The 18,717-nt window shown below is 46.3% G+C and carries 14 protein-coding genes; 8 read left to right on the top strand and 6 right to left on the bottom strand.

Annotated features, from left to right (window positions below):
- Genes AC4IE7_RS16070 through AC4IE7_RS16060 form a run of 3 tightly spaced genes read right to left on the bottom strand, consistent with a single transcriptional unit; the run spans window position 1 to window position 3,643 of the window.
- Entirely contained in the window at window positions 1–990 is a 990-nt protein-coding gene (locus AC4IE7_RS16070; RefSeq protein ID WP_490777876.1) for an XdhC family protein, read from the bottom strand.
- Window positions 990–3,179 carry a xanthine dehydrogenase family protein molybdopterin-binding subunit gene (locus tag AC4IE7_RS16065; protein WP_490777875.1) on the bottom strand — a complete coding sequence of 730 codons (2,190 nt, stop codon included), beginning with the start codon at window positions 3,177–3,179 and terminating at the stop codon, window positions 990–992. The genes AC4IE7_RS16070 and AC4IE7_RS16065 overlap by 1 nt, the downstream gene beginning before the upstream one ends.
- On the bottom strand, window positions 3,176–3,643 hold the full coding sequence (locus AC4IE7_RS16060; RefSeq protein ID WP_490777874.1) for a (2Fe-2S)-binding protein: 468 nt from the start codon (window positions 3,641–3,643) through the stop codon (window positions 3,176–3,178). Before AC4IE7_RS16060 ends, AC4IE7_RS16065 begins: the two co-directional genes overlap by 4 nt.
- 498 nt (window positions 3,644–4,141) lie before the next feature.
- Between AC4IE7_RS16060 and AC4IE7_RS16055 the strand changes: the two genes are divergently transcribed.
- The 4 genes from AC4IE7_RS16055 to mltF all read left to right on the top strand — a co-directional run bounded on the left by AC4IE7_RS16055 (window position 4,142) and on the right by mltF (window position 10,607).
- Window positions 4,142–6,031: a DUF6345 domain-containing protein gene (locus tag AC4IE7_RS16055; protein ID WP_490777873.1), complete on the top strand. Its 1,890-nt coding sequence runs from the start codon at window positions 4,142–4,144 to the stop codon at window positions 6,029–6,031.
- A gap of 374 nt (window positions 6,032–6,405) precedes the next feature.
- Entirely contained in the window at window positions 6,406–7,596 is a 1,191-nt protein-coding gene (gene dinB, locus AC4IE7_RS16050) for a DNA polymerase IV (RefSeq protein WP_490777872.1), read from the top strand.
- Between the two features lie 257 nt (window positions 7,597–7,853).
- Window positions 7,854–8,642, top strand: coding sequence for a DUF2189 domain-containing protein (locus AC4IE7_RS16045; RefSeq protein WP_490777871.1), 789 nt, complete (start codon window positions 7,854–7,856; stop codon window positions 8,640–8,642).
- Between the two features lie 531 nt (window positions 8,643–9,173).
- Complete coding sequence (mltF, locus tag AC4IE7_RS16040; protein WP_490777870.1) at window positions 9,174–10,607, top strand: membrane-bound lytic murein transglycosylase MltF; 1,434 nt, start codon at window positions 9,174–9,176, stop codon at window positions 10,605–10,607.
- 25 nt (window positions 10,608–10,632) lie between these two features.
- On the opposite strand, the gene AC4IE7_RS16035 is transcribed toward mltF, so the two are convergent.
- Genes AC4IE7_RS16035 through tadA form a run of 3 tightly spaced genes read right to left on the bottom strand, consistent with a single transcriptional unit; the run spans window position 10,633 to window position 12,988 of the window.
- On the bottom strand, window positions 10,633–11,421 hold the full coding sequence (locus AC4IE7_RS16035) for an inositol monophosphatase family protein (protein WP_490777869.1): 789 nt from the start codon (window positions 11,419–11,421) through the stop codon (window positions 10,633–10,635).
- Window positions 11,422–11,465: 44 nt separating this feature from the next.
- Entirely contained in the window at window positions 11,466–12,506 is a 1,041-nt protein-coding gene (locus AC4IE7_RS16030) for a phospholipase A (RefSeq protein ID WP_490777868.1), read from the bottom strand.
- Between the two features lie 5 nt (window positions 12,507–12,511).
- Complete coding sequence (gene tadA, locus AC4IE7_RS16025; RefSeq protein ID WP_490777867.1) at window positions 12,512–12,988, bottom strand: tRNA adenosine(34) deaminase TadA; 477 nt, start codon at window positions 12,986–12,988, stop codon at window positions 12,512–12,514.
- 619 nt (window positions 12,989–13,607) lie between these two features.
- Between tadA and AC4IE7_RS16020 the strand changes: the two genes are divergently transcribed.
- The 4 genes from AC4IE7_RS16020 (at window position 13,608) to AC4IE7_RS16005 (ending at window position 18,406) form a co-directional block, all read left to right on the top strand.
- Window positions 13,608–13,844 carry a dodecin family protein gene (locus AC4IE7_RS16020; RefSeq protein ID WP_490777866.1) on the top strand — a complete coding sequence of 79 codons (237 nt, stop codon included), beginning with the start codon at window positions 13,608–13,610 and terminating at the stop codon, window positions 13,842–13,844.
- A gap of 101 nt (window positions 13,845–13,945) precedes the next feature.
- Window positions 13,946–14,377 carry a peptidoglycan-binding protein LysM gene (gene lysM, locus AC4IE7_RS16015; RefSeq protein WP_490777865.1) on the top strand — a complete coding sequence of 144 codons (432 nt, stop codon included), beginning with the start codon at window positions 13,946–13,948 and terminating at the stop codon, window positions 14,375–14,377.
- A gap of 368 nt (window positions 14,378–14,745) precedes the next feature.
- Window positions 14,746–15,543 carry a substrate-binding domain-containing protein gene (locus AC4IE7_RS16010; protein ID WP_490777864.1) on the top strand — a complete coding sequence of 266 codons (798 nt, stop codon included), beginning with the start codon at window positions 14,746–14,748 and terminating at the stop codon, window positions 15,541–15,543.
- 10 nt (window positions 15,544–15,553) lie between these two features.
- Window positions 15,554–18,406 (top strand): putative bifunctional diguanylate cyclase/phosphodiesterase, encoded by a 2,853-nt coding sequence (locus AC4IE7_RS16005; RefSeq protein ID WP_490777863.1) that lies wholly within the window; start codon window positions 15,554–15,556, stop codon window positions 18,404–18,406.
- The last annotated feature ends 311 nt before the right edge of the window (window positions 18,407–18,717 follow it).

Genomic DNA, 18,717 nt, shown 5'->3' with positions numbered 1-18,717 from the left:
TCAGACCTCCATGCTCACACCGACTCCGGCATGATTACGAATTGCGGTGATTTCAGCCATGATCGACAAAGCAATCTCAGCTGGACGTTTACTGCCAATGGAGAGTCCGGCAGGGGCATGTATGCGAGCAACCTGAGCCTCATCATGGCCAAGCTCCAGCAGGCGTAAATGTCGTTTTTCAGCACTGCGTCTGGAACCCAGCGCACCAATATAGAAGGCCGCAGTGCCCATCGCAGCACTCAAACCAAGATCATCCTGACGGGGATCATGGGCCAAGGTAACAATCGCTGTTCTGGGCGCATCACGCAGCCCATTCACCTCATCGTCAGGCATAAGTTTTGAGTAGCGCACCCCACTCAGCGGATGTTGATCAATAAACTCATCCCTAGGGTCGCAGATAGTGACCCGATAATTAAGCGACAACCCCATGCTGGCAAGATATCTGGCGATCTGTCCATCACCGATCAACAGTAATTGCCATGCTGGGCCGAATACCTTGACAACCCTCTCATCAGTTACCCTGAACTCGACCCCGGGTTCTGCCTCCAGCAGACTGACTTCACCTGACGGGAGTTGAATCTGACGTGAGACCAAACGATCCTCTGCCAGCAGATTTAGCAGTATTTGTAGATTTTCTGCAGATTGAACACACTCCACCAGCAACTCCAGGCGACCACCACAAGGCAGTCCCAGACGCTCCGCTTCAATTCGCTCAACCCCGAAATCAACCAGTACAGGCGTCTCCGCCCCCAACTCACCCGCCCGGTGTCTAGCTATCAGAGTCTCTTCGACGCAACCACCGGAAACCGATCCCAGGGATCGCCCATCACTATGGATAGCCAACATCGAGCCGGGAGGCCGGGGGGATGACCCCCAAGTGCGTAAAACTGTAACCAGGGCCACCCGCGCACCCTCTACCAGCCAATCCACCGCAGTACGCACTACATCGATATCATCTGAAACCGGATTCACAACTTCAGGATAGGTCATCAACTCAACCGCAATGGCAACTGACGTAAACGCTGGCCTGTTGCCGCAAATACCGCATTTGCCACTGCAGGGGCAATAACCGGAGTAGCCGGCTCTCCAACTCCTGTGGGTGGTTCGGCGGATGCGACAATGTGTACTTCCACCTCCGGCATCTGATCGATACGCAATACCCGATAGTCATTAAAATTGGACTGCTCAACCGCACCATTTTTGAAGGTCAACTCACTAAACAGAGCCGCTGACAGACCGAATCCCATCCCACCCTGCATCTGTGCCTCGATGATGTCCGGGTTGATCGCAATTCCGCAATCCACTGCTATCACAACTCGATCGACAGTAATTACACCGCGTCTTACAGAGACTTCTGCCACCTGGGCCACATAGGAGTTGAAGGATTCATGGACAGCGATACCCCGACCACGATTTCGACCCAGGGGTTCTCCCCACCCGGCCTTCTCCGCCGCCAAGTTCAATACAGCGAGATGCCGTGGATGATTGCCCAGCAGTTTCCGGCGATAGATCAAAGGATCCTCTCCCGCCTTGATCGCCAACTCATCGATGAAGCACTCGACCGCAAAAGCGGTGTGGGAAGAACCCACAGAGCGCCACCAAAGCACTGAAACCGGCAACTCTGGAGAGTGGAGATCCACTTGAATATGCTTAATCTCATAAGGTAGATTCGCTGCACCTTCTACCGAAGTCATGTCGACGCCATCCTTCACCATGACTGACTCAAACGGGGTGCCTTTAAGAATCGACTGACCTACGATACGCTGCTCCCAGGCATGGGGAGCACCCTGCTCATCCTGGGTGGCGCGCATACGATGCAGGTAGATAGGGCGATAATATCCTCCATGGGTATCGTCCTCACGGGTCCAGATCATTTTCACAGGGGTACCCGGCTTGAGAGACTTGGCGATATTTACCGCCTCTAGAACATAGTCTGCGGCAGGGTTAGCCCTGCGGCCAAATGAACCGCCTGCATAGAGCATGTGGATATGCACCTGCTTAGGCTCAAGACCCAGCAGCCCCGCAACCTGCTGTTGATCACTGGTCTGCATCTGCTCACCATTCCAGATGTCACACCCCTCTGCATCGATACGTACTACACAATTCATCGGTTCCATTGCAGAGTGGGAGAGAAAAGGAACGCTGTATTCCGCCTCCAAAACAGATTCAGCAGCAGCAAGCACTGTCGATGCACTACCCTTTTTGGTTGCTTCTAACCCTGGCTCTTGGGCCATCTTTCTATAATCATTGAGTATCTGCTCAGAACTCTTATCAAAGGCGCCAGAATCGTCCCAGGTCACAGAGAGGCGATCCCTGGCAAGCTTTGCACCCCAGAAATCATCTGCAACCACCGCCACCCCGGTGGATAGCTCAACAACTTTACGCACCCCTTTGACCTCTAAGGCCTTAGCAGAATCCACCTGTTTGACCTTCATGCCGATCTTGGGTGGATGCAGCACCAGTGCCGTTAATAGACCGGGTAGATCCATGTCCTGAGTAAACTGAGCCTGACCGTTGATCTTCTCTGCAGTGTCCTTGCGAGGGATACGTTTACCGATCAATTTGAATGACTTGGGATCTTTCAACTCAACACTCTCTGGCACCGGTTGCTGAGCAGCCAGCTCTGCCAGGGCACCAAAATCAGCCTGACGACCAGTTGGGGAGTGTTTAATCACGCCGGATGAGACTGAGATTTGATCAGCTGGCACCTGCCACTGTTTTGAGGCAGCCTGAATCAACATCGCTCTTGCAGCTGCCCCAGCTCGCCTCATCTGCTCCCAGGAGTTGGCCATTGCGGTACTTCCACCCGTACCCTGCACCTTGCCCCAGAAAAGATTGTTATAACGAGCAGCATCCGCAGGTGCACCCTCCACTCGCACCATATTCCAGTCAGCATCCAACTCTTCCGCGACCAGAGTAGCCAATCCGGTATAGGTACCCTGCCCCATCTCCAGATGCTTCGAAATCACCGTAACAACACCCTCTTTGTCGATACGTAAAAATGCATTCGGAGAGAAATCCCCAGCTGCCTCAGGTGCTGTACCGGCAATTCCCGGCCCGGCCTGCCGCTGTTCAGCCATAACCGTCGGAATGACACCCAGGGTCAAACCGGCCAAAGAGACTGCACTACCAGCAAGAAAACGACGACGACTCAAGTTAACGATATGCTTTGTGTTCATGAGTGACCTCCGGTGAGCTTGCCGGCAGCCAACTTAATCGCTTCCCGAATCCGTGCATAGGTAGCACATCTACATAGATTGCCCTGCATTGCCTGATCAATATCGGCATCACTGGGCTTTTGATTCCGCTGCAGCAGTGATGCTGCAGACATAATCTGCCCCGACTGACAAAAACCACACTGCACCACCTCCAGCTCTTTCCATGCTGCCTGTACCGCTTCACCTGCCGGGGTAGCCAACCCTTCGATGGTGGTAATCTCTTTACCTACCGCATCCGATACCGGCGTGATACAGGAACGAACTGCTGCACCATCCACATAGACTGTACAACTACCACACTGCGCTATACCACAGCTGTACTTGGTTCCTGTAAGACCCACATGATCTCGAATCACCCACAGCAAAGGCATTTGCAGATCGATATCAAGAGTATGACGGACGCCATTAATAGTCAGATTTATCACCTCAACCTCCTCATCTCTTCGAAACCCGCTCAACTGATTTTTTTAGTTTTAAACGAGTCCTGGGGAAAAAAGATATATGTCGCTTCGACATATAATAGCTGATTAAGTTGAATCAAAGATCTTTTCCATTTACAAATTAACACCATTTACTTCAGTGTTATTGAGATCATTGTTAAATCTTTCAATTGGCTGCTAATTACAGCAATGCTGATTGTGCAGAATCCCCTAAGAGGGACAATGTTACTCAATCCCTACCCTACTTCAGAAATATTGTTATTCCACACCGATCTTGAAACGCTTACCTCCTCTCTGTAGCAGCATATCCAGCAACAGCATGTGACAAACATCATCAGCCATCCCGGTAATATTCCACAGCCAACTTGGTATCTGATTCGGTAGCTTAATAACCAGTTCGATCAGGGATCGTTCTTCAAGGGAAAATCCAAGTAGCTAAAGGATCTTTACTCACATTAATCTATCTTTATTGGGATAAATCATATGGATATTTGTAAAAAGAGTACCAAAGCGGTACGCATTGCGCTCTACTGCACAGCACTGAGCGTTCCAGGGCATCTGTTGGCAAAAGAGCTACCTGTATATCATGCAATTGACAATGGCATCTCTGAGGCTCAAGCCTATCAATTTTCAAAATCGCTACAGGTCGACCCAGAACTGATCGACCTGGAAACTTTCCATCGCACAGGAAAAATCGGCTACATCGATCTTGCTCGGCACCAATACATTCCGACACGTATAGTGGGCCAGGGTGAAGCGGACGAGGAGAAAAAATCGACAGTTCTTGAACAGATTGACTTCGATGCTTTGTCCATGATCCAACCGATAGACGAGGATGTTGTTCTTCATCTGTTGGAAACCTCCTTAAAAGAGGCGGATATACTGCCGCAGGCCTATAAACCCTACATACGCCACACACAGTTTGAAGCCGTAGATAAAGAGGGCAAAACAATAGCTGATGCAATGGTCGATACAAAAGTAGACCTGCAACTCTACACTGCAGGCTTACCTCTGATCGGGCCAGGCGCAAAAATTACTGCCACTGTCGGCGCAGATGGTGGAACAACCCAATTCAACTATGCCAACCGTATCTTGGAAGAGGGTGAATATGTACCTGTAATCAGTCACACAGATGCAAAAAGAGAGTGCCGACAACGGATATTGAGTAGTAGCCAGAAGAGCGAGCTCGACAAACTCAATATAACGACTCAGTTAGTCTACTACGCACCTTCCTTGGATATCACTTCTGTAAAAACCATCCAACCTCATTATGATTGTGGTGGTACAGCAGTCGTAGATGGTGAGATCGTTAATCTTTTACATGAACTGATACCTGCTGTAGAGAGTACGGCCTATGTAGCGGATGTCTCAATCGATGCAACGCTTAAAGGTGAAGTCATCAATGCAAAGGTTGATATCAATGGCGGCCAGCCACCATACCAAGTAGATTGGAGTGCGGATGGTGCAAAGCCAATCAACCGCAACGGTACCGCTATCTCCTTTGCTCAACAACAGAGAAAAGGGGTCAACGAAGAGGTCATAACCGTTAAAGTTACAGATGCCAATGGTATCGAATCGCTGGCAACGACAACAATTGCACTACCGAGGGTATCTCAATCCTCAGACTCAAAGATTGCTGAATTTTTTAACACGGCAATAACTTCACTACTCCATAATCTGATACCTGCAGTGGAAGCAATCGGCGGCATCACAGACTATGGTACAGAGAACGCAGTAACCAATCAGTTTGGTGATCTTGAGCAAGGATTTATCGATCGCATGCAGACTGCCGGTGTAACAGAACGTTTCAGCTGGTCAGGAACCCTCGCATGGGAACAGGACTTCAAGGCGAGTTCAGACAGCAGCTGGATCGACAACACAGACATGACCTTCTATGTCGGACACGGTTATGGTGGCGGCTTCACATTTGAAGACACCACACACGACGATGGCACTCTCGATTATGATGATGCCACTGGTGATTGGGGCGATAAGGACTTGGAGTGGCTCGCCCTGCTCTCTTGTCAGGTGCTGAAGGATGATTGGAGCGGCATGTCTCGCTTTGATCGTTGGAAGCAGGAGTTTGATGGCCTGCACCTGCTACTGGGTTTTCACACCAATGCCTATGCCTGGAGCAGCTTCTCTGGTGAGTTTGCAGACAACATGCTGAAAAGCAGCCCCATGACTGTAAAAACTGCCTGGTTTGAAGCAACTGACACAGACCAACCTGCGAGTGTAGTACCCGTCGTCATGGGCGTACTGGATAACAACGGCATGTCCAATGTAAATGACTACTTCTGGGGCAAAGGATCAGTTGGCCCGGATATCAGAGATGGCGACATCATCGGCTATTGGAGTATTAAAGTCCTTTAATTTGATTCAATGATTTTTATAGTAATAACCAACCCGATTCAGATCTCTGAGTCGGGTTTTTTAGTATGGCGTTGCCAATAAGGCTTACTACTTCTCTAAGTAAAATTAAAACCAATCCGTAGTGGGCTCTGATGAATCATGCAAGTGAAAATAGTGCTCTCTCACAATCAATCCATGCTTTTAAGATCATGCTATAAAACATACCTTGTTTGCTAAAAAGCTCTACCCCACCATAATCCGTTCGAAGTCTAGCTAGGGCCTGTTAACACTAATTGAATCGGCCCTAAATCAAAAGCAGCCTTTCCAAGATTTTATTGAATAACAATAAATACAGGAAAAACATCATTAAAGGGCTAATAGTATAAACTACCCAGATGAGTAATCGCCTCATCATGCACATCGACCTGGATGCCTTCTTTGCCTCCATCGAACAGCGGGATCATCCTGAATTTCAGGGACGTCCGCTGGTCGTCGGCGCCGCACCAGGTAATCGGGGCGTAGTAGCAACCTGCTCCTACGAGGCTCGGCGCTACGGTGTTCACTCGGCAATGCCGATTAGTGAAGCTGCCCGTCGTTTACCCCCTGAAACTGTCTATGTTCGACCCAGCATATCCCGCTATGTCGAGGTTTCACGGCAGATCATGTCAGCTCTTGAGAGCATATCGCCAGTGGTAGAGAAGGTCTCTGTGGATGAGGCTTACCTGGATATTTCAGGTATGGATCGGTTAATTGGCACACCGGAGACGATAGCTCAAAGAGCAAAGAATCTAATCTGTGAAACTGTCGGACTAACCGCTTCAGTGGGCATCGGCCCCAACCGTCTGATCGCTAAACTTGCCTCGGATTTCCAGAAACCCGATGGACTCACGGTGGTATTGCCAGATGGTGTTATAAATTTTCTCGATCCACTGCCTCTTACCGCTCTTCGAGGACTGGGATCAAAGAGTGCTCCGAAACTTCAACGCATCGGCTTGCGTACAGTAGGCGATGTAAGACAGCTCTCCCTACTTGATCTTAGACGCCATTTAGGCAATCTTGCTGGCACCAGAATCTATGAGCAGGCCAGGGGTATCGCTTCGGACAAAGTCCATAGTCTAGCCACTCGAAAATCGATCTCCAAGGAGACCACCTTCAACCAGGACATCACCGACCTGGAGATCTTACGAGAGACACTCCATTGGGCTGCCCAGGAAGTAGGCTATATCGCACGCCAGGAGAATCGAATAGGCAGACAAGTAACGCTCAAAGTCCGCTATAGCAACTTTGAAACGAACACCCGTATCCGAGCTTTCACAACACCAACTTCAGAAGACCACAAGATCTTTCAACAGGCCTGGAAACTCTTCTTGGCCGAACACCGAACCGGACAAGCGGTACGTCTGATAGGACTCGGCATTACTGGGTGGGATAGTGAAACGAACCCACTCGATCAGGGTGACCTGTTCCACGAACAGGTATCTGAACCTGACCCTAAGCAAGGTCGCCTCTACGAAACAATTGATGAAGTCAGCAACAAGTTTGGAAAGAGATTGATTCGTTTGGGTACTCAGCGACATAAGACTTGAGCTTTTACTCTAACGGGCACACCTTTAACCTTACATATTTTGTTGATTAATTAACAACAACAAAAAGTGGACGTTCTCCATTCAGCAGCTAAACTTGAGAAAAATAATAAAAACAACTTATTAAAATAGAGTTCAATGAGTTGCAATTGAACTGGCAAATTACACTACTAAAAACAACAATCTGGCGTTAGCACACCAATAATTATAGTGGTCTCTTACAGAGATCTATATTAGCGCCTGCTTCTGGAGGATTCAAAATGGAAACCACCGCCTATACAGGTAGTACTAAATGGGATGAACTGGCTGTCAATAAGATCGAGTTTACTGAACCATTCACATGGCTAGCCAAAGGCTGGAAGGATATGCGCGATGCTGGACGTTATAGCCTCACCTACGGTTTAGGAATCGTCTTGATCAGTGGGCTACTGACTTATGCGCTGCTTGCGACAGGCAACCATTTTCTCTTACCTTTCCTTGTTGCAGGATTCTTTCTCATTGCACCATTTTTAGGCATTGGCCTATATCAAATGAGCGCTCATCTGGAAAAGGGAGAACCGCTCAAATCCTGTAACGCAATCGAAGCCTGGAAGAGCAATCATACCCAGATCAGCATGATCACAGCAGGTTTTCTGATCATCACTCAACTCTGGATTGCCTCTAATTTCATACTATTTGCCCTGTTATATGAGGGTATTTCACCCCCCATAGGCAACTTCATCAACAATGTATTCCTTTCAGAAAAAGGGATGATCTTCTCTTTAGCAAGCATCACTGTCGGTTTTTTCTTCGCCTGGTGCGCATTTGTAATCAGCGCCATTACTGTACCTATGCTGATAGATCGCAAGGTTGATGGATTCACAGCAATCCGTTTCAGCATAAAGTCGGTACTGAAGAATATGCCAGCCATGATGCTGTGGGCTTTTCTGATCGTCCTGATCGTGGGCACTGGTCTGATTACATATTATATTGGGTTAATCCTTGCCCTACCCATAATTGGACACGCAAGCTGGCATGCTTATCGCTCTCTGGTTCCAACAACATATTAACCCGGCGACTAAGTATGTTGTCTTCAGCCGATGTTGATTCAAGCGAGCATAAACCACCAATGGCGCTTGTAGTCTGGGCCCTAGGGGAGCCCCGCTACTGGGCCAGGGTGTCTGTTGATAGTCGAGATTGATTCGCTACGCTACGGTGTCAGCGTCACTTCGCACCTTTAGAAACCCCGGGTTCCAAAGGCATCATCTTATTCGAGTCAGCCCCGTTTGGCCGTTCCTGCACCTCTCCTTGTAGCCAGCCATATAGCTGTCAAGAACAGCACCACATCACACTGGAGCACCCCAGATTGATATTTGCTGACTATAAATCCAATTAATTGCCTAAAATCAATGCCAGTGCAATCAAATTAGGCTACCAAGAGAGGCCAGCCCCAACAGAAGTGGGCACATCTTAGATAAAGTGGCTAAACTTAAGCAAAATATGGACGCTTTGCTTTAATGCCACAAATAAGTTCTACTTCAAGGGAGCCTGACTCCAATTTCATTGTCATAACAAAAAGTAATAGACGACTACTGATTTAGATGCATTTCACTACATTTTCCAAACCTGCCACTTACTGCCTATTGGCCGTGGCCATGCTGATAAGCAGTTGCAGCATCCCTCCCCCATTGGTAGAGCGTATCAAAGACTCAGGTGAACTGAGAGTGGTTACTCGCAACAGCGGCACAACGCTCTATGAAGGCTCTGAGGGGCTGACAGGTCTTGAGTATGATCTGGTGCAACTGTTTGCAGAAGAGTTAGGTGTCAAACCCCATTTCATAATTCCCGAACGCTTTGATGACCTCCTGCCAACGGTGTCAAATGGTGATGCCCACCTTGCAGCTGCAGGATTGACAGTTACCCCGAAAAGACAATCCAGAATCCGTTTTGGCCCCTCATATCAGGAGATTACCCAGCAAGTTATCTATCGAGCAGGCACTCACCGCCCACGTAAAATCGAAGATCTATTGGATAAGAAGTTACATATACTGGCAGGCAGCAGTCATGAAGAGGAGCTGCTACGCCTGAAGAAGACCTATCCAGTGCTGAAGTGGGTCAGCCATGATGATCTGGAAAGTGCTGAGTTGATGCAGATGGTGGAGGATAAAGAAATTGATTTCACCATTGCAGACTCTAATGAGTTCGCTGTAACACGACGCTTCATGCCTCATATCAAGGTGGGGTTCGATCTCACCAAGCCGCAACAACTCGCCTGGGCAATGGCCCATGCCGAAGATGCCAGCCTGTACCAAGCCATGGAGACATTTTTCGACCGTATCCGCGAAGATGGCACACTCTCCCAGTTGATTGAACGTCACTACGGTCACATTGGTCGTCTAAACTTTGTCGAGCTGCGAACTTTTGTCCGACATCTTGATAATCGACTACCAAAATATCAGACATTCTTCGAAGAAGCCGCTGCAATCACCGACATGGACTGGCGACTATTGGCAGCAATTGGCTATCAGGAATCCCACTGGAACCCAAAGGCCAAGTCCCCTACTGGTGTGAGGGGCATCATGATGCTGACTCTGGCTACTGCCAAGCAGATGAAAATCGAGAGCCGCCTCGATCCCAAGCAAAGCATAATTGGTGGTGCGAAGTATCTTCAATTTATCAAAAAAAGACTGCCAGAACGCATTCCAGACCCTGACCGCCTATGGCTTACTCTGGCTGGTTATAACGTTGGTTTTGGTCATATCGAGGATGCTCGCATTCTCACCGAGCAACTTGATGGCGATCCAGACAAATGGGTGGAAGTAAAAAAACACCTACCCAAACTGAGCCTGAAGAAGTGGTATAAACATTTGAAACGAGGCTATGCCCGTGGCAAAGAACCCGTTAATTATGTTGATAACATTCGGGCCTATTACGAGCTGTTGAAGTGGCAATTACGGCAAAGAGAAGCTGCCAAAAAATCCAACAACGAAGATGATTCTAATCACGTTTTATCCATCACCCCAGATGCGTTGTAACAATAAACGTGAGCCAGTTACAGATTCACGAATGATCCCTTAACCATTCACTCCATAGCAGTAATAATTCTTCAGAAACAGCGGCCAATGCTGGTTGCTTAAGCAGTGTAATCGCTGATTCAGGCATCAGGCACCTGCCTCCAGCCTCACTGAAAATCAATCGACCCGCAGCATAGTCCCAGAGTGACTGCCCACCATGATGATAGATCTGCGCTCGACCAGCTGCAAGCCAACACCAATCGAGGGCAACAGAGCCAATACTTCTTTGAGAACGGAATGGTGGCTTTGACACCAAAGCCATAGCAAGTTCAGGCTGCAATCTCTTAAAATCGACCAATGCAATAGAATCATTTAACGACTGCTGCCGGTTGCTCAATTGCAGAGGTGTACCGTTTAGCCAGGCTCCTCTCCCTGCTTCAGCAGAAAAACACTCCTCGCGTACAGGATCGTAGACGACACCCAGTACAACTCGTCCCGATTTGACCAGTCCCAGGGAGATACTGAACAGCGGGAATCCAGCAGCAAAGTTAGCTGTACCATCCAGTGGATCGAGGATCCACAGACCGGTGTCACTGTTGGAGAGAAGAGACTCCTGCCGCTCAGGCGTCATCTCCTCACCCAGTAGCGGAATATCAGGCCAATATTGCTGTAGCGACTGACTGAGCGATTGCTGACAACCAAGATCAGCCGCAGTGAGTAGACTGCCGTCAGTCTTCTCTTCTGCACTGACATTTAGAAATCTCGGCAAGATCTCTTCAACAGCGGCTTGTTTAACCAACGAGGTAACGTTACTAAGTTGAGGTAGTTCAATCATTGACTTCGCACCCAGATTGATAGCCTGCGTAATTGTAAAACAGTCTAAAGCCAATCTGTCAATTGCAGTCCAAATCCCAAACGATGACTTTTGGCGTTATAATCGATCAGACTCTCACCATAACCGTGGAAATACTGCAGATAGCCCCGCCAACGACCATACAACGGAAAACTCCAGTCGAGCTGGACGGTATCTCTGTTCTCTCCATCGAACAGGTTCCTTAGCAGAAGACTGAAGGTTTGATTCTGTTTTTTGTAGAGCCCTTGAATCTCATACCGACCTAGGAAGTCATCAATATCGGGATTATCGTCATTATCCTCAGGGATTCGATACCAGGGCTTGAAACCAACGAGGAGATTATTTTTCTCAATGAGAAAGTTTGCATAGATACGATTCCAGCTTCGCGAAAGAAAGCCACCCTGACCGTTAGACTGGTGAACAACTCCAAATTGGGTCAGGGCGTTACGCCAACCATGTATCTCCCACTCCCTGGGCCAAATATCAGGCACAACCACAAACAGTTCCGGTTCATGGTTGGTCTCCCTGAAAGGTGATGAAATATCCTGGTTATAGGCCTGCCAGTATGAGAGATTGGTATAAGCGGCATAGAGATCGACATCGGTGCCGAACAGACCTTCAATTACCGGCATTTTGTAACTAAGCTGAAATTTTATCTCCCAACGGTCGAAATCCGACTCAGGTATATTATATATATCGGCATTCGGTTCAGCATTGTATGAAGCCAGCAGTACATAGTTCTGTTTATGCGGCGACAGAACAAATGGATTACCCCGCGTTGCCCGTTCTGCGTCCAATCTGTTAGCAACCAGAGACTCAGATGTCATCTCTTGCTGCAACTCAGTAGGCGGAGTTAACTGCTCATCGGTAGATTGCACCACCGGATCTGTATCACATTCAGCCCTCAAGTCAGCAACTGACAGAGTTGGCGCTGCCGACTCCAGCTGTTTTAAAAGACAACGTTGGTAATCATTCAATGATTCGGCAGCCAGAGGTAGATGAACAAATAGAGTGCCGCAAACAAAAAAACGCAGCAGAGGTTTGAATACAACAGATACAGCTGGCATGAAAACTAATCTCTCACTTTGGATTTAGCACGTTTACGTCTGAAAAAGTCCTGCAATAGCTTTGCACTGCGCTCCTTTAACAAACCACCATCAACCTCGACACGGTGATTAAATCTATCATCTGTGGGTAATAAGTCGAATACACTGCCTGCTGCCCCACCTTTAGGGTCTGGTGCTGCGTAGACCACCCTCTTTACACGAGCATGGACAATTGCACCAGCGCACATCGGACAAGGCTCGAGGGTAACATACAAAGTAGTGCCTGGTAGACGGTAGTTGCACTCATGAACGGCAGCATCACGCAGAGCAACTATTTCAGCATGCGCTGTTGGATCGTGACTACTGATCGGTTGATTCCACCCTTCACCAAGTACACGACCCTGCCTGACCAGCAGCGCACCTACAGGGACCTCACCCTGCTGCTCAGCCCTTTCAGCCAATATCAGGGCATGTTGCATGAAATTTTCGTCTTGTGTTGACATTAAAAATGATCTTTAACTGAATCCACTTGATTAATTTCGGCAAGATATCCAGCTCTGACACAGGACTGCACAAGCCAATAGCTCTCGATAGAACAAATCATACCATTATTAATATTAATCATATAGTTAAGGAGCACTAATTTGGTATATGCCGGCCAGATTATCGATCAAAACAGGCCGATTCAAGACGCAGATCACATGTAACAGCACGTTAATGCGAAGAGCAGTTGTCCATTTTGGCGACAAGATGTCAGCTACTGAGTTTTCAGCGGCTCTCCATTTCTGTTTTTAAAGATCATTACAGAGATTTGCAATACCACTCTAAATAATCCTGTAGTGATAGGGTTTCCTATGCGATCGATGAATGAAAATTTTTGTGACTTTTACTGAATTACTCTATTTGGAATCATCCAATTGACCTATGCTACTGACGGATCAGAACAATAAATAGTGATCAGAATACGATTTCGCAGCTTGCGTAGAGTTACAAATCCTCTGATCTCACAGATCCAATAGAGCTGTCATACTGTTTGTGACTCATTGCATTATGCGGATAAGACGGATATTGACCTGCTCAGATGGGCCAACCCCTCATCCTCATGCGACGAGCAATATCACTATGGCACTAAATATTCCAACAGGAGATAGAGATATGTCAGTCGCAAAAGTCACAGAAATTACTGCTACATCCAATAAGAGTTTTGATGATGCTGTAACCAAAGGTATCAAGCGTGCAAATAAAACCCTAAAGGGGATAAAAGGGGCCTGGGTCAAGGACCAAAAGCTATCCGTTAGTGACGGTAAAATCACTGAATACCGTGTCACCATGAAGGTAACGTTTGTGTTAAAAGATTAGCAGAGACAACCCACCAGAATAGTTACAACTATGACTATACCTTAGAGCAGTGCTTTTCAACTGCATCAATATGTTTATAAATAAATGATAGGAGAGCAAGAATGGGGCTATTTGATTTTGCATCAAATTTCGGAAAAAAACTGTTTGGCAAAGATGATGATCCTGCTGAAAAGATCAAACAGCAGATCGAAGCGGATAATCCAGGAATCAAGGATCTAGATGTCCGCTATGAGGACGGCAAGGTAGTATTATCAGGAGACGCAGAGAGTGCCGAAGCGCTGGAAAAGAGTGTCTTGATCGCAGGCAATGTCAAAGGCGTCAGCGAAGTAACTGCCGATGCAGTCAACGCACCAGAGCAACTGGCCAAGGTGGAGTACTACACCATTGAAAGTGGCGATACGCTATCAGCAATAGCAAAGCGATTCCTTGGTAAGGGGTCCGACTACCCGAAAATCTTTGAGGCAAATCGTGAAGTCATCAAAGATCCCAATCTCATCTACCCCGGCCAGAAGATCCGCATCCCACTCGACTGATCTGAATTTATCTAAATAATATTTTTTCCGGAAGCGCTTAAGTAAACAAAACCTGATTACTCTCCTTCCTGTATCCAATACCCCCTCTCCATAGCAGAGAGGGGTTAAGTATTTACCCTGGAAGTATCTGCCAAATAAACAAAAACATATTAAGAATTAAATGACTAATCATGTGCAATATGAGGCCCATCTCGACTATACTATTTGAATTCCCTTCTTGAAGGGAGTACCTCGCTTATCGCGTCGATGTACGCCGCTTTAGTATTTATCTAACCACGACAAAGCAAGGTGAAATAGGGTTCAATACCTATGGATAACTTAATTCACACAAGGATAGAGTAACGCTAAAGAGACAGGTTTAGCAGCAAATGATAAAAAAGGTCACAACTACCATTTCCTTACTAGGAATATTGAGTTTTGCAGCTTATTTTATCAACTCACTTCTATTTACCCCTCCCCAACCGCCCTACAAAAAGGAACTCCTTGTATACTGTGGTACCACTCTGATCAAGCCCATGTCTGAGATAGCTTCGATCTTAGAGGAGCGTGAAGGAATCAAGATATCGATCATCAAAGGCGGCTCAGGCAATCTACTTAAATCTATCAGATTCAACCGCATCGGTGACCTCTACCTACCCGGCTCAGAGTCATATATAAAACAGGCCAATGATGAGGGTCTTATCAGTGAATCGATCCATGTAGGATACAATAAAGCTGCATTGATGGTGCGCAAGGGTAATCCAAAAAAGGTAAAACCTGATTTGAGTGAACTACTACGTCCTGACCTCTATGTCGTTTTAGGGAATGCTGATAGTGGCAGCATCGGGAAAGAGACTAAAAAAATCCTCTCTTCGGCCGGTTTATTAGAGAATGTCATGCTCAACGTGAGAGAGTTGACCACTGACTCAAAACGACTTACCGATGTCATTAATAATAGCGAGGCTGACCTGGTCATAAATTGGTTCGCACCGTCCACTTGGCCTGAAAACTCGAATTTTATTGATACACTCCCCATTGACGAACAGTATGCAAACAAAAAAAGATTAGTATTAGGTTTACTAAGTACCGCAAAATATCCAAAGATAGCACGACTATTTTTGGATTACGCCTCCTCCAAAGATGGAATAGACATATTTAACCGTTATGGACTCTATAGCGTTGATTAAAAGCAGTACCATGCAGCAACTAACTGAACACCCAATCCAACGACAAATCATTGGTCTTGCGTTATCGATACTGATAATCGTTATCACCTTAGTGACTGTACATACAGGTTTAGAACTAAAAACAAGCAAATTAGAACAACAACGAGACAATCAGAAAGCAAGACAGGATATTGGTCTATCAATATACCAAAGACTTTTTTCAGCTAAGGCACATATCTTCAAGCTGAGTATGTTACGAAACAAGCTGGATCTGGAAATAGTAAGAAAACATTTTGATGCTAATCTGCTTACTATAAACAAAGGACTGGCAATATTACACAATGGAGGTGTTTTTAAAGATGAGATTGCAACCAACATACCTGGTAGCAACAATATGAATCTTGTAGCCATCTACAAAAAACCGGAGAGAGGCGGTTATGTTCTTGAAGTCCTTGAGCTTAGTCCTGCCCTACATGAATTAGATAAACAGGCACAACTTTTGTTTCAATTGATCGAGCAGAGAATAGCTCAAGAAGAAGCTCTATCTGTAAACCTGCAAACTCGGATTGATAATCTGATGAAGACTATCAATACCGTTCTTCAGCGAACACACGAAAACGCTGCACGGATACTCTTTGAAAGTCAAAACAGACTCTTAACATTAACACAACAACTGCATGATGCTAAAAGCATTCATGATAGCTTGCGTATCCCAGTAGTACTTATTGCATTGAGTTTAGCTGCCTACCTGCTCCTCATCACTCTGACGAGAGTCGGTAAAGTTATAGAGAATCGCAAGCGTGCAGAAGACCAGCTGCAACTACTGCTTGATACCACTGTTGAGGGAATTTTCGGAATAGACATCAAAGGATTGACCACTTTTGTCAATCCTTCAGCTTCTCGCATGTTAGGGTATCTACCTCAAGAGTTAATCGGACAGAACAATCATAAGTTGATTCATCACACTCAACATGATGGAACACCACACGATCAATCTGAATGTAAAATTCTTAAGGTACTTAATGGTAATGCATCGAATACGATCGATGATGAGGTTTTCTGGCGCAAGGATGGTACATCGTTTCCTGTTGAATATTCCAGTATTCCAATTTATAGAGATGGCCATCCTATTGGTGCAGTTGTTAACTTCAGTGATATTAGTGAACGCAAACATGCTGAGAAACGTATTCGCACACTCCTGCAAGCTGTCGAACAAAGTCCTGTGTCGGTGGTAATGACTGATACTGCTGGCAACATTGAATATGTAAACAGCGCCTTTGAATCAGTAACCGGCTATAGTGCGGAGGAGGTCATAGGTCAGAATCCTAGAATATTAAAGTCGGACAGCAGCCCTGATTCTCTGTTCAAAGAACTCTGGGAATCGATAATATCCGGTCATGCCTGGAAGGGTGAACTACAAAACCGCAAAAAGAGTGGCCAGTTATACTGGGAACGCGCCTACATAGCACCAGTGGTTGATGAGACCGGATTGACCAGCCACTATCTTGCTGTAAAAGAGGATATTACCCTGCAGAAGCAGCAAGAAGAAAAAATCATTCACCAGGCAAATTATGACAGTCTTACACAACTACCAAACCGTTTCCTTACTCTAGACAGACTTTCACAAATTATCAAAGAGGCTCAACGTAACCAACTGCATGCTGCTGTACTGTTTCTTGATCTTGATGATTTCAAAAAAATTAATGATTCAATGAGTCATGAGATAGGCGATAAGCTACTTATCAATGCTGCTAAACGACTTCAGGAGTTAGTTCGCATCGACGATACCGTAAGTAGACTGGGTGGAGATGAGTTCATCATTTTATTGGGTAACTTACATAATGAGAGCGAGGTGATTCCAGTTGCGGAAAAGCTACTCAATTGCTTCAGAAAACCATTTCTTCTGGATGGACGAGAATTGATTCTTACAGCAAGTATCGGCATTGCCATCTATCCAAACGATGGTGATCACCCTGCAGAACTTCTGCGCAATGCAGATATTGCCATGTATGAATCCAAAGATCAGGGACGCAACGCCTTCAACTTCTTTAATCACAATATGAATCTTGGTGTTTCAAGACGCCTGCAACTCGAAGAGCAACTACACGGGGCACTTGAACGAGGAGAATTCCAGCTCTATTACCAACCCATTCTCGATATCTCCAGCTGTGAAGTAGTTGCAGCTGAAACATTACTGCGCTGGAACAGCACTGTTTTAGGCAACATCACGCCTGATGAATTTATCCCTATAACAGAACAGACTGGACAGATAGTCTCAATTGGCATGTATGTAATGCAGGAAGCGCTGAAGATGGCATCGCACTGGCAGAGACTTCTCAATAGACCATTTAAAATTGCCATCAATATATCACCGCGCCAGTTTAGAGATCCAAATTTGTTACATCAGATAAAAGATATCTTAACCACAACCAAGATACCCAGTGAATCCGTCGAACTGGAATTAACAGAAGGCGTACTGATGAGTGGTCATACTTACATCGATGACACCCTGGAAGGGTTAAATGAATTAGGCGTCACCCTAACCATGGATGATTTCGGTACCGGCTACTCATCCCTAAGTTATCTACGCAGCTATCCATTCGATACCTTAAAAATCGATCGCAGTTTCATCAACGACATAACAACGGACCCAGCTGACAGAGAACTGGTAAATGCCACGATCGCTATGGCCCATGGCCTGGGATTATCCGTGGTCGCTGAAGGGGTAGAAACTAAAGCGCAATTGGATCATTTAAGAGAGCAAGGGTGCGAAATGGCTCAAGGTTTTCTTTTCAGCAAACCCATACCAGCAGACAAGATGACCAATTTACTTAAAAATAATCAGGAGAAAATCTACAACCCGGACAAACCTTATCTAGCTTAAAATAAACAACGATTAGAATATCTCACTCAAACATACCACCCACTACTGCAACTCTCTGCAATAGATAAATGGTGCGTTTATTGCAGTGTATATCCTCGAATAGCCCAGTGAACACTCACTCATATTTTCTGGTCAGGCAACCACAACAAAATTAAGTTGTCCCAATCACTCCTAAGCGTCTATATTAAAGCTACGAGCTATAATAATCTTATCACTGCATCAATAACTGACAGCTCTAATTGGCACAAAATAATATAGTGACGACTACGCTATCATCAGGTTGAGAAGGCTAGATGAATGCAAGTATACAT

This window comes from Candidatus Thiodiazotropha sp. AKAK3 (assembly GCF_058244645.1).
This window is presented reverse-complemented; position numbering and strand designations above follow the sequence as displayed.

Bases quoted from the DNA above. Each gene is read 5' to 3' on its own strand.
- AC4IE7_RS16065 (WP_490777875.1), bottom strand. From the start codon at position 3,179: ATGAACACAAAGCATATCGTTAACTTGAGTCGTCGTCGTTTTCTTGCT.
- AC4IE7_RS16010 (WP_490777864.1), top strand. From the start codon at position 14,746: ATGATAAAAAAGGTCACAACTACCATTTCCTTACTAGGAATATTGAGT.
- AC4IE7_RS16055 (WP_490777873.1), top strand. From the start codon at position 4,142: ATGGATATTTGTAAAAAGAGTACCAAAGCGGTACGCATTGCGCTCTAC.
- AC4IE7_RS16070 (WP_490777876.1), bottom strand. From the start codon at position 990: ATGACCTATCCTGAAGTTGTGAATCCGGTTTCAGATGATATCGATGTA.
- AC4IE7_RS16045 (WP_490777871.1), top strand. From the start codon at position 7,854: ATGGAAACCACCGCCTATACAGGTAGTACTAAATGGGATGAACTGGCT.
- AC4IE7_RS16035 (WP_490777869.1), bottom strand. From the start codon at position 11,421: ATGATTGAACTACCTCAACTTAGTAACGTTACCTCGTTGGTTAAACAA.
- AC4IE7_RS16020 (WP_490777866.1), top strand. From the start codon at position 13,608: ATGGCACTAAATATTCCAACAGGAGATAGAGATATGTCAGTCGCAAAA.
- tadA (WP_490777867.1), bottom strand. From the start codon at position 12,988: ATGTCAACACAAGACGAAAATTTCATGCAACATGCCCTGATATTGGCT.
- mltF (WP_490777870.1), top strand. From the start codon at position 9,174: ATGCATTTCACTACATTTTCCAAACCTGCCACTTACTGCCTATTGGCC.
- dinB (WP_490777872.1), top strand. From the start codon at position 6,406: ATGAGTAATCGCCTCATCATGCACATCGACCTGGATGCCTTCTTTGCC.
- AC4IE7_RS16030 (WP_490777868.1), bottom strand. From the start codon at position 12,506: ATGCCAGCTGTATCTGTTGTATTCAAACCTCTGCTGCGTTTTTTTGTT.
- lysM (WP_490777865.1), top strand. From the start codon at position 13,946: ATGGGGCTATTTGATTTTGCATCAAATTTCGGAAAAAAACTGTTTGGC.
- AC4IE7_RS16005 (WP_490777863.1), top strand. From the start codon at position 15,554: ATGCAGCAACTAACTGAACACCCAATCCAACGACAAATCATTGGTCTT.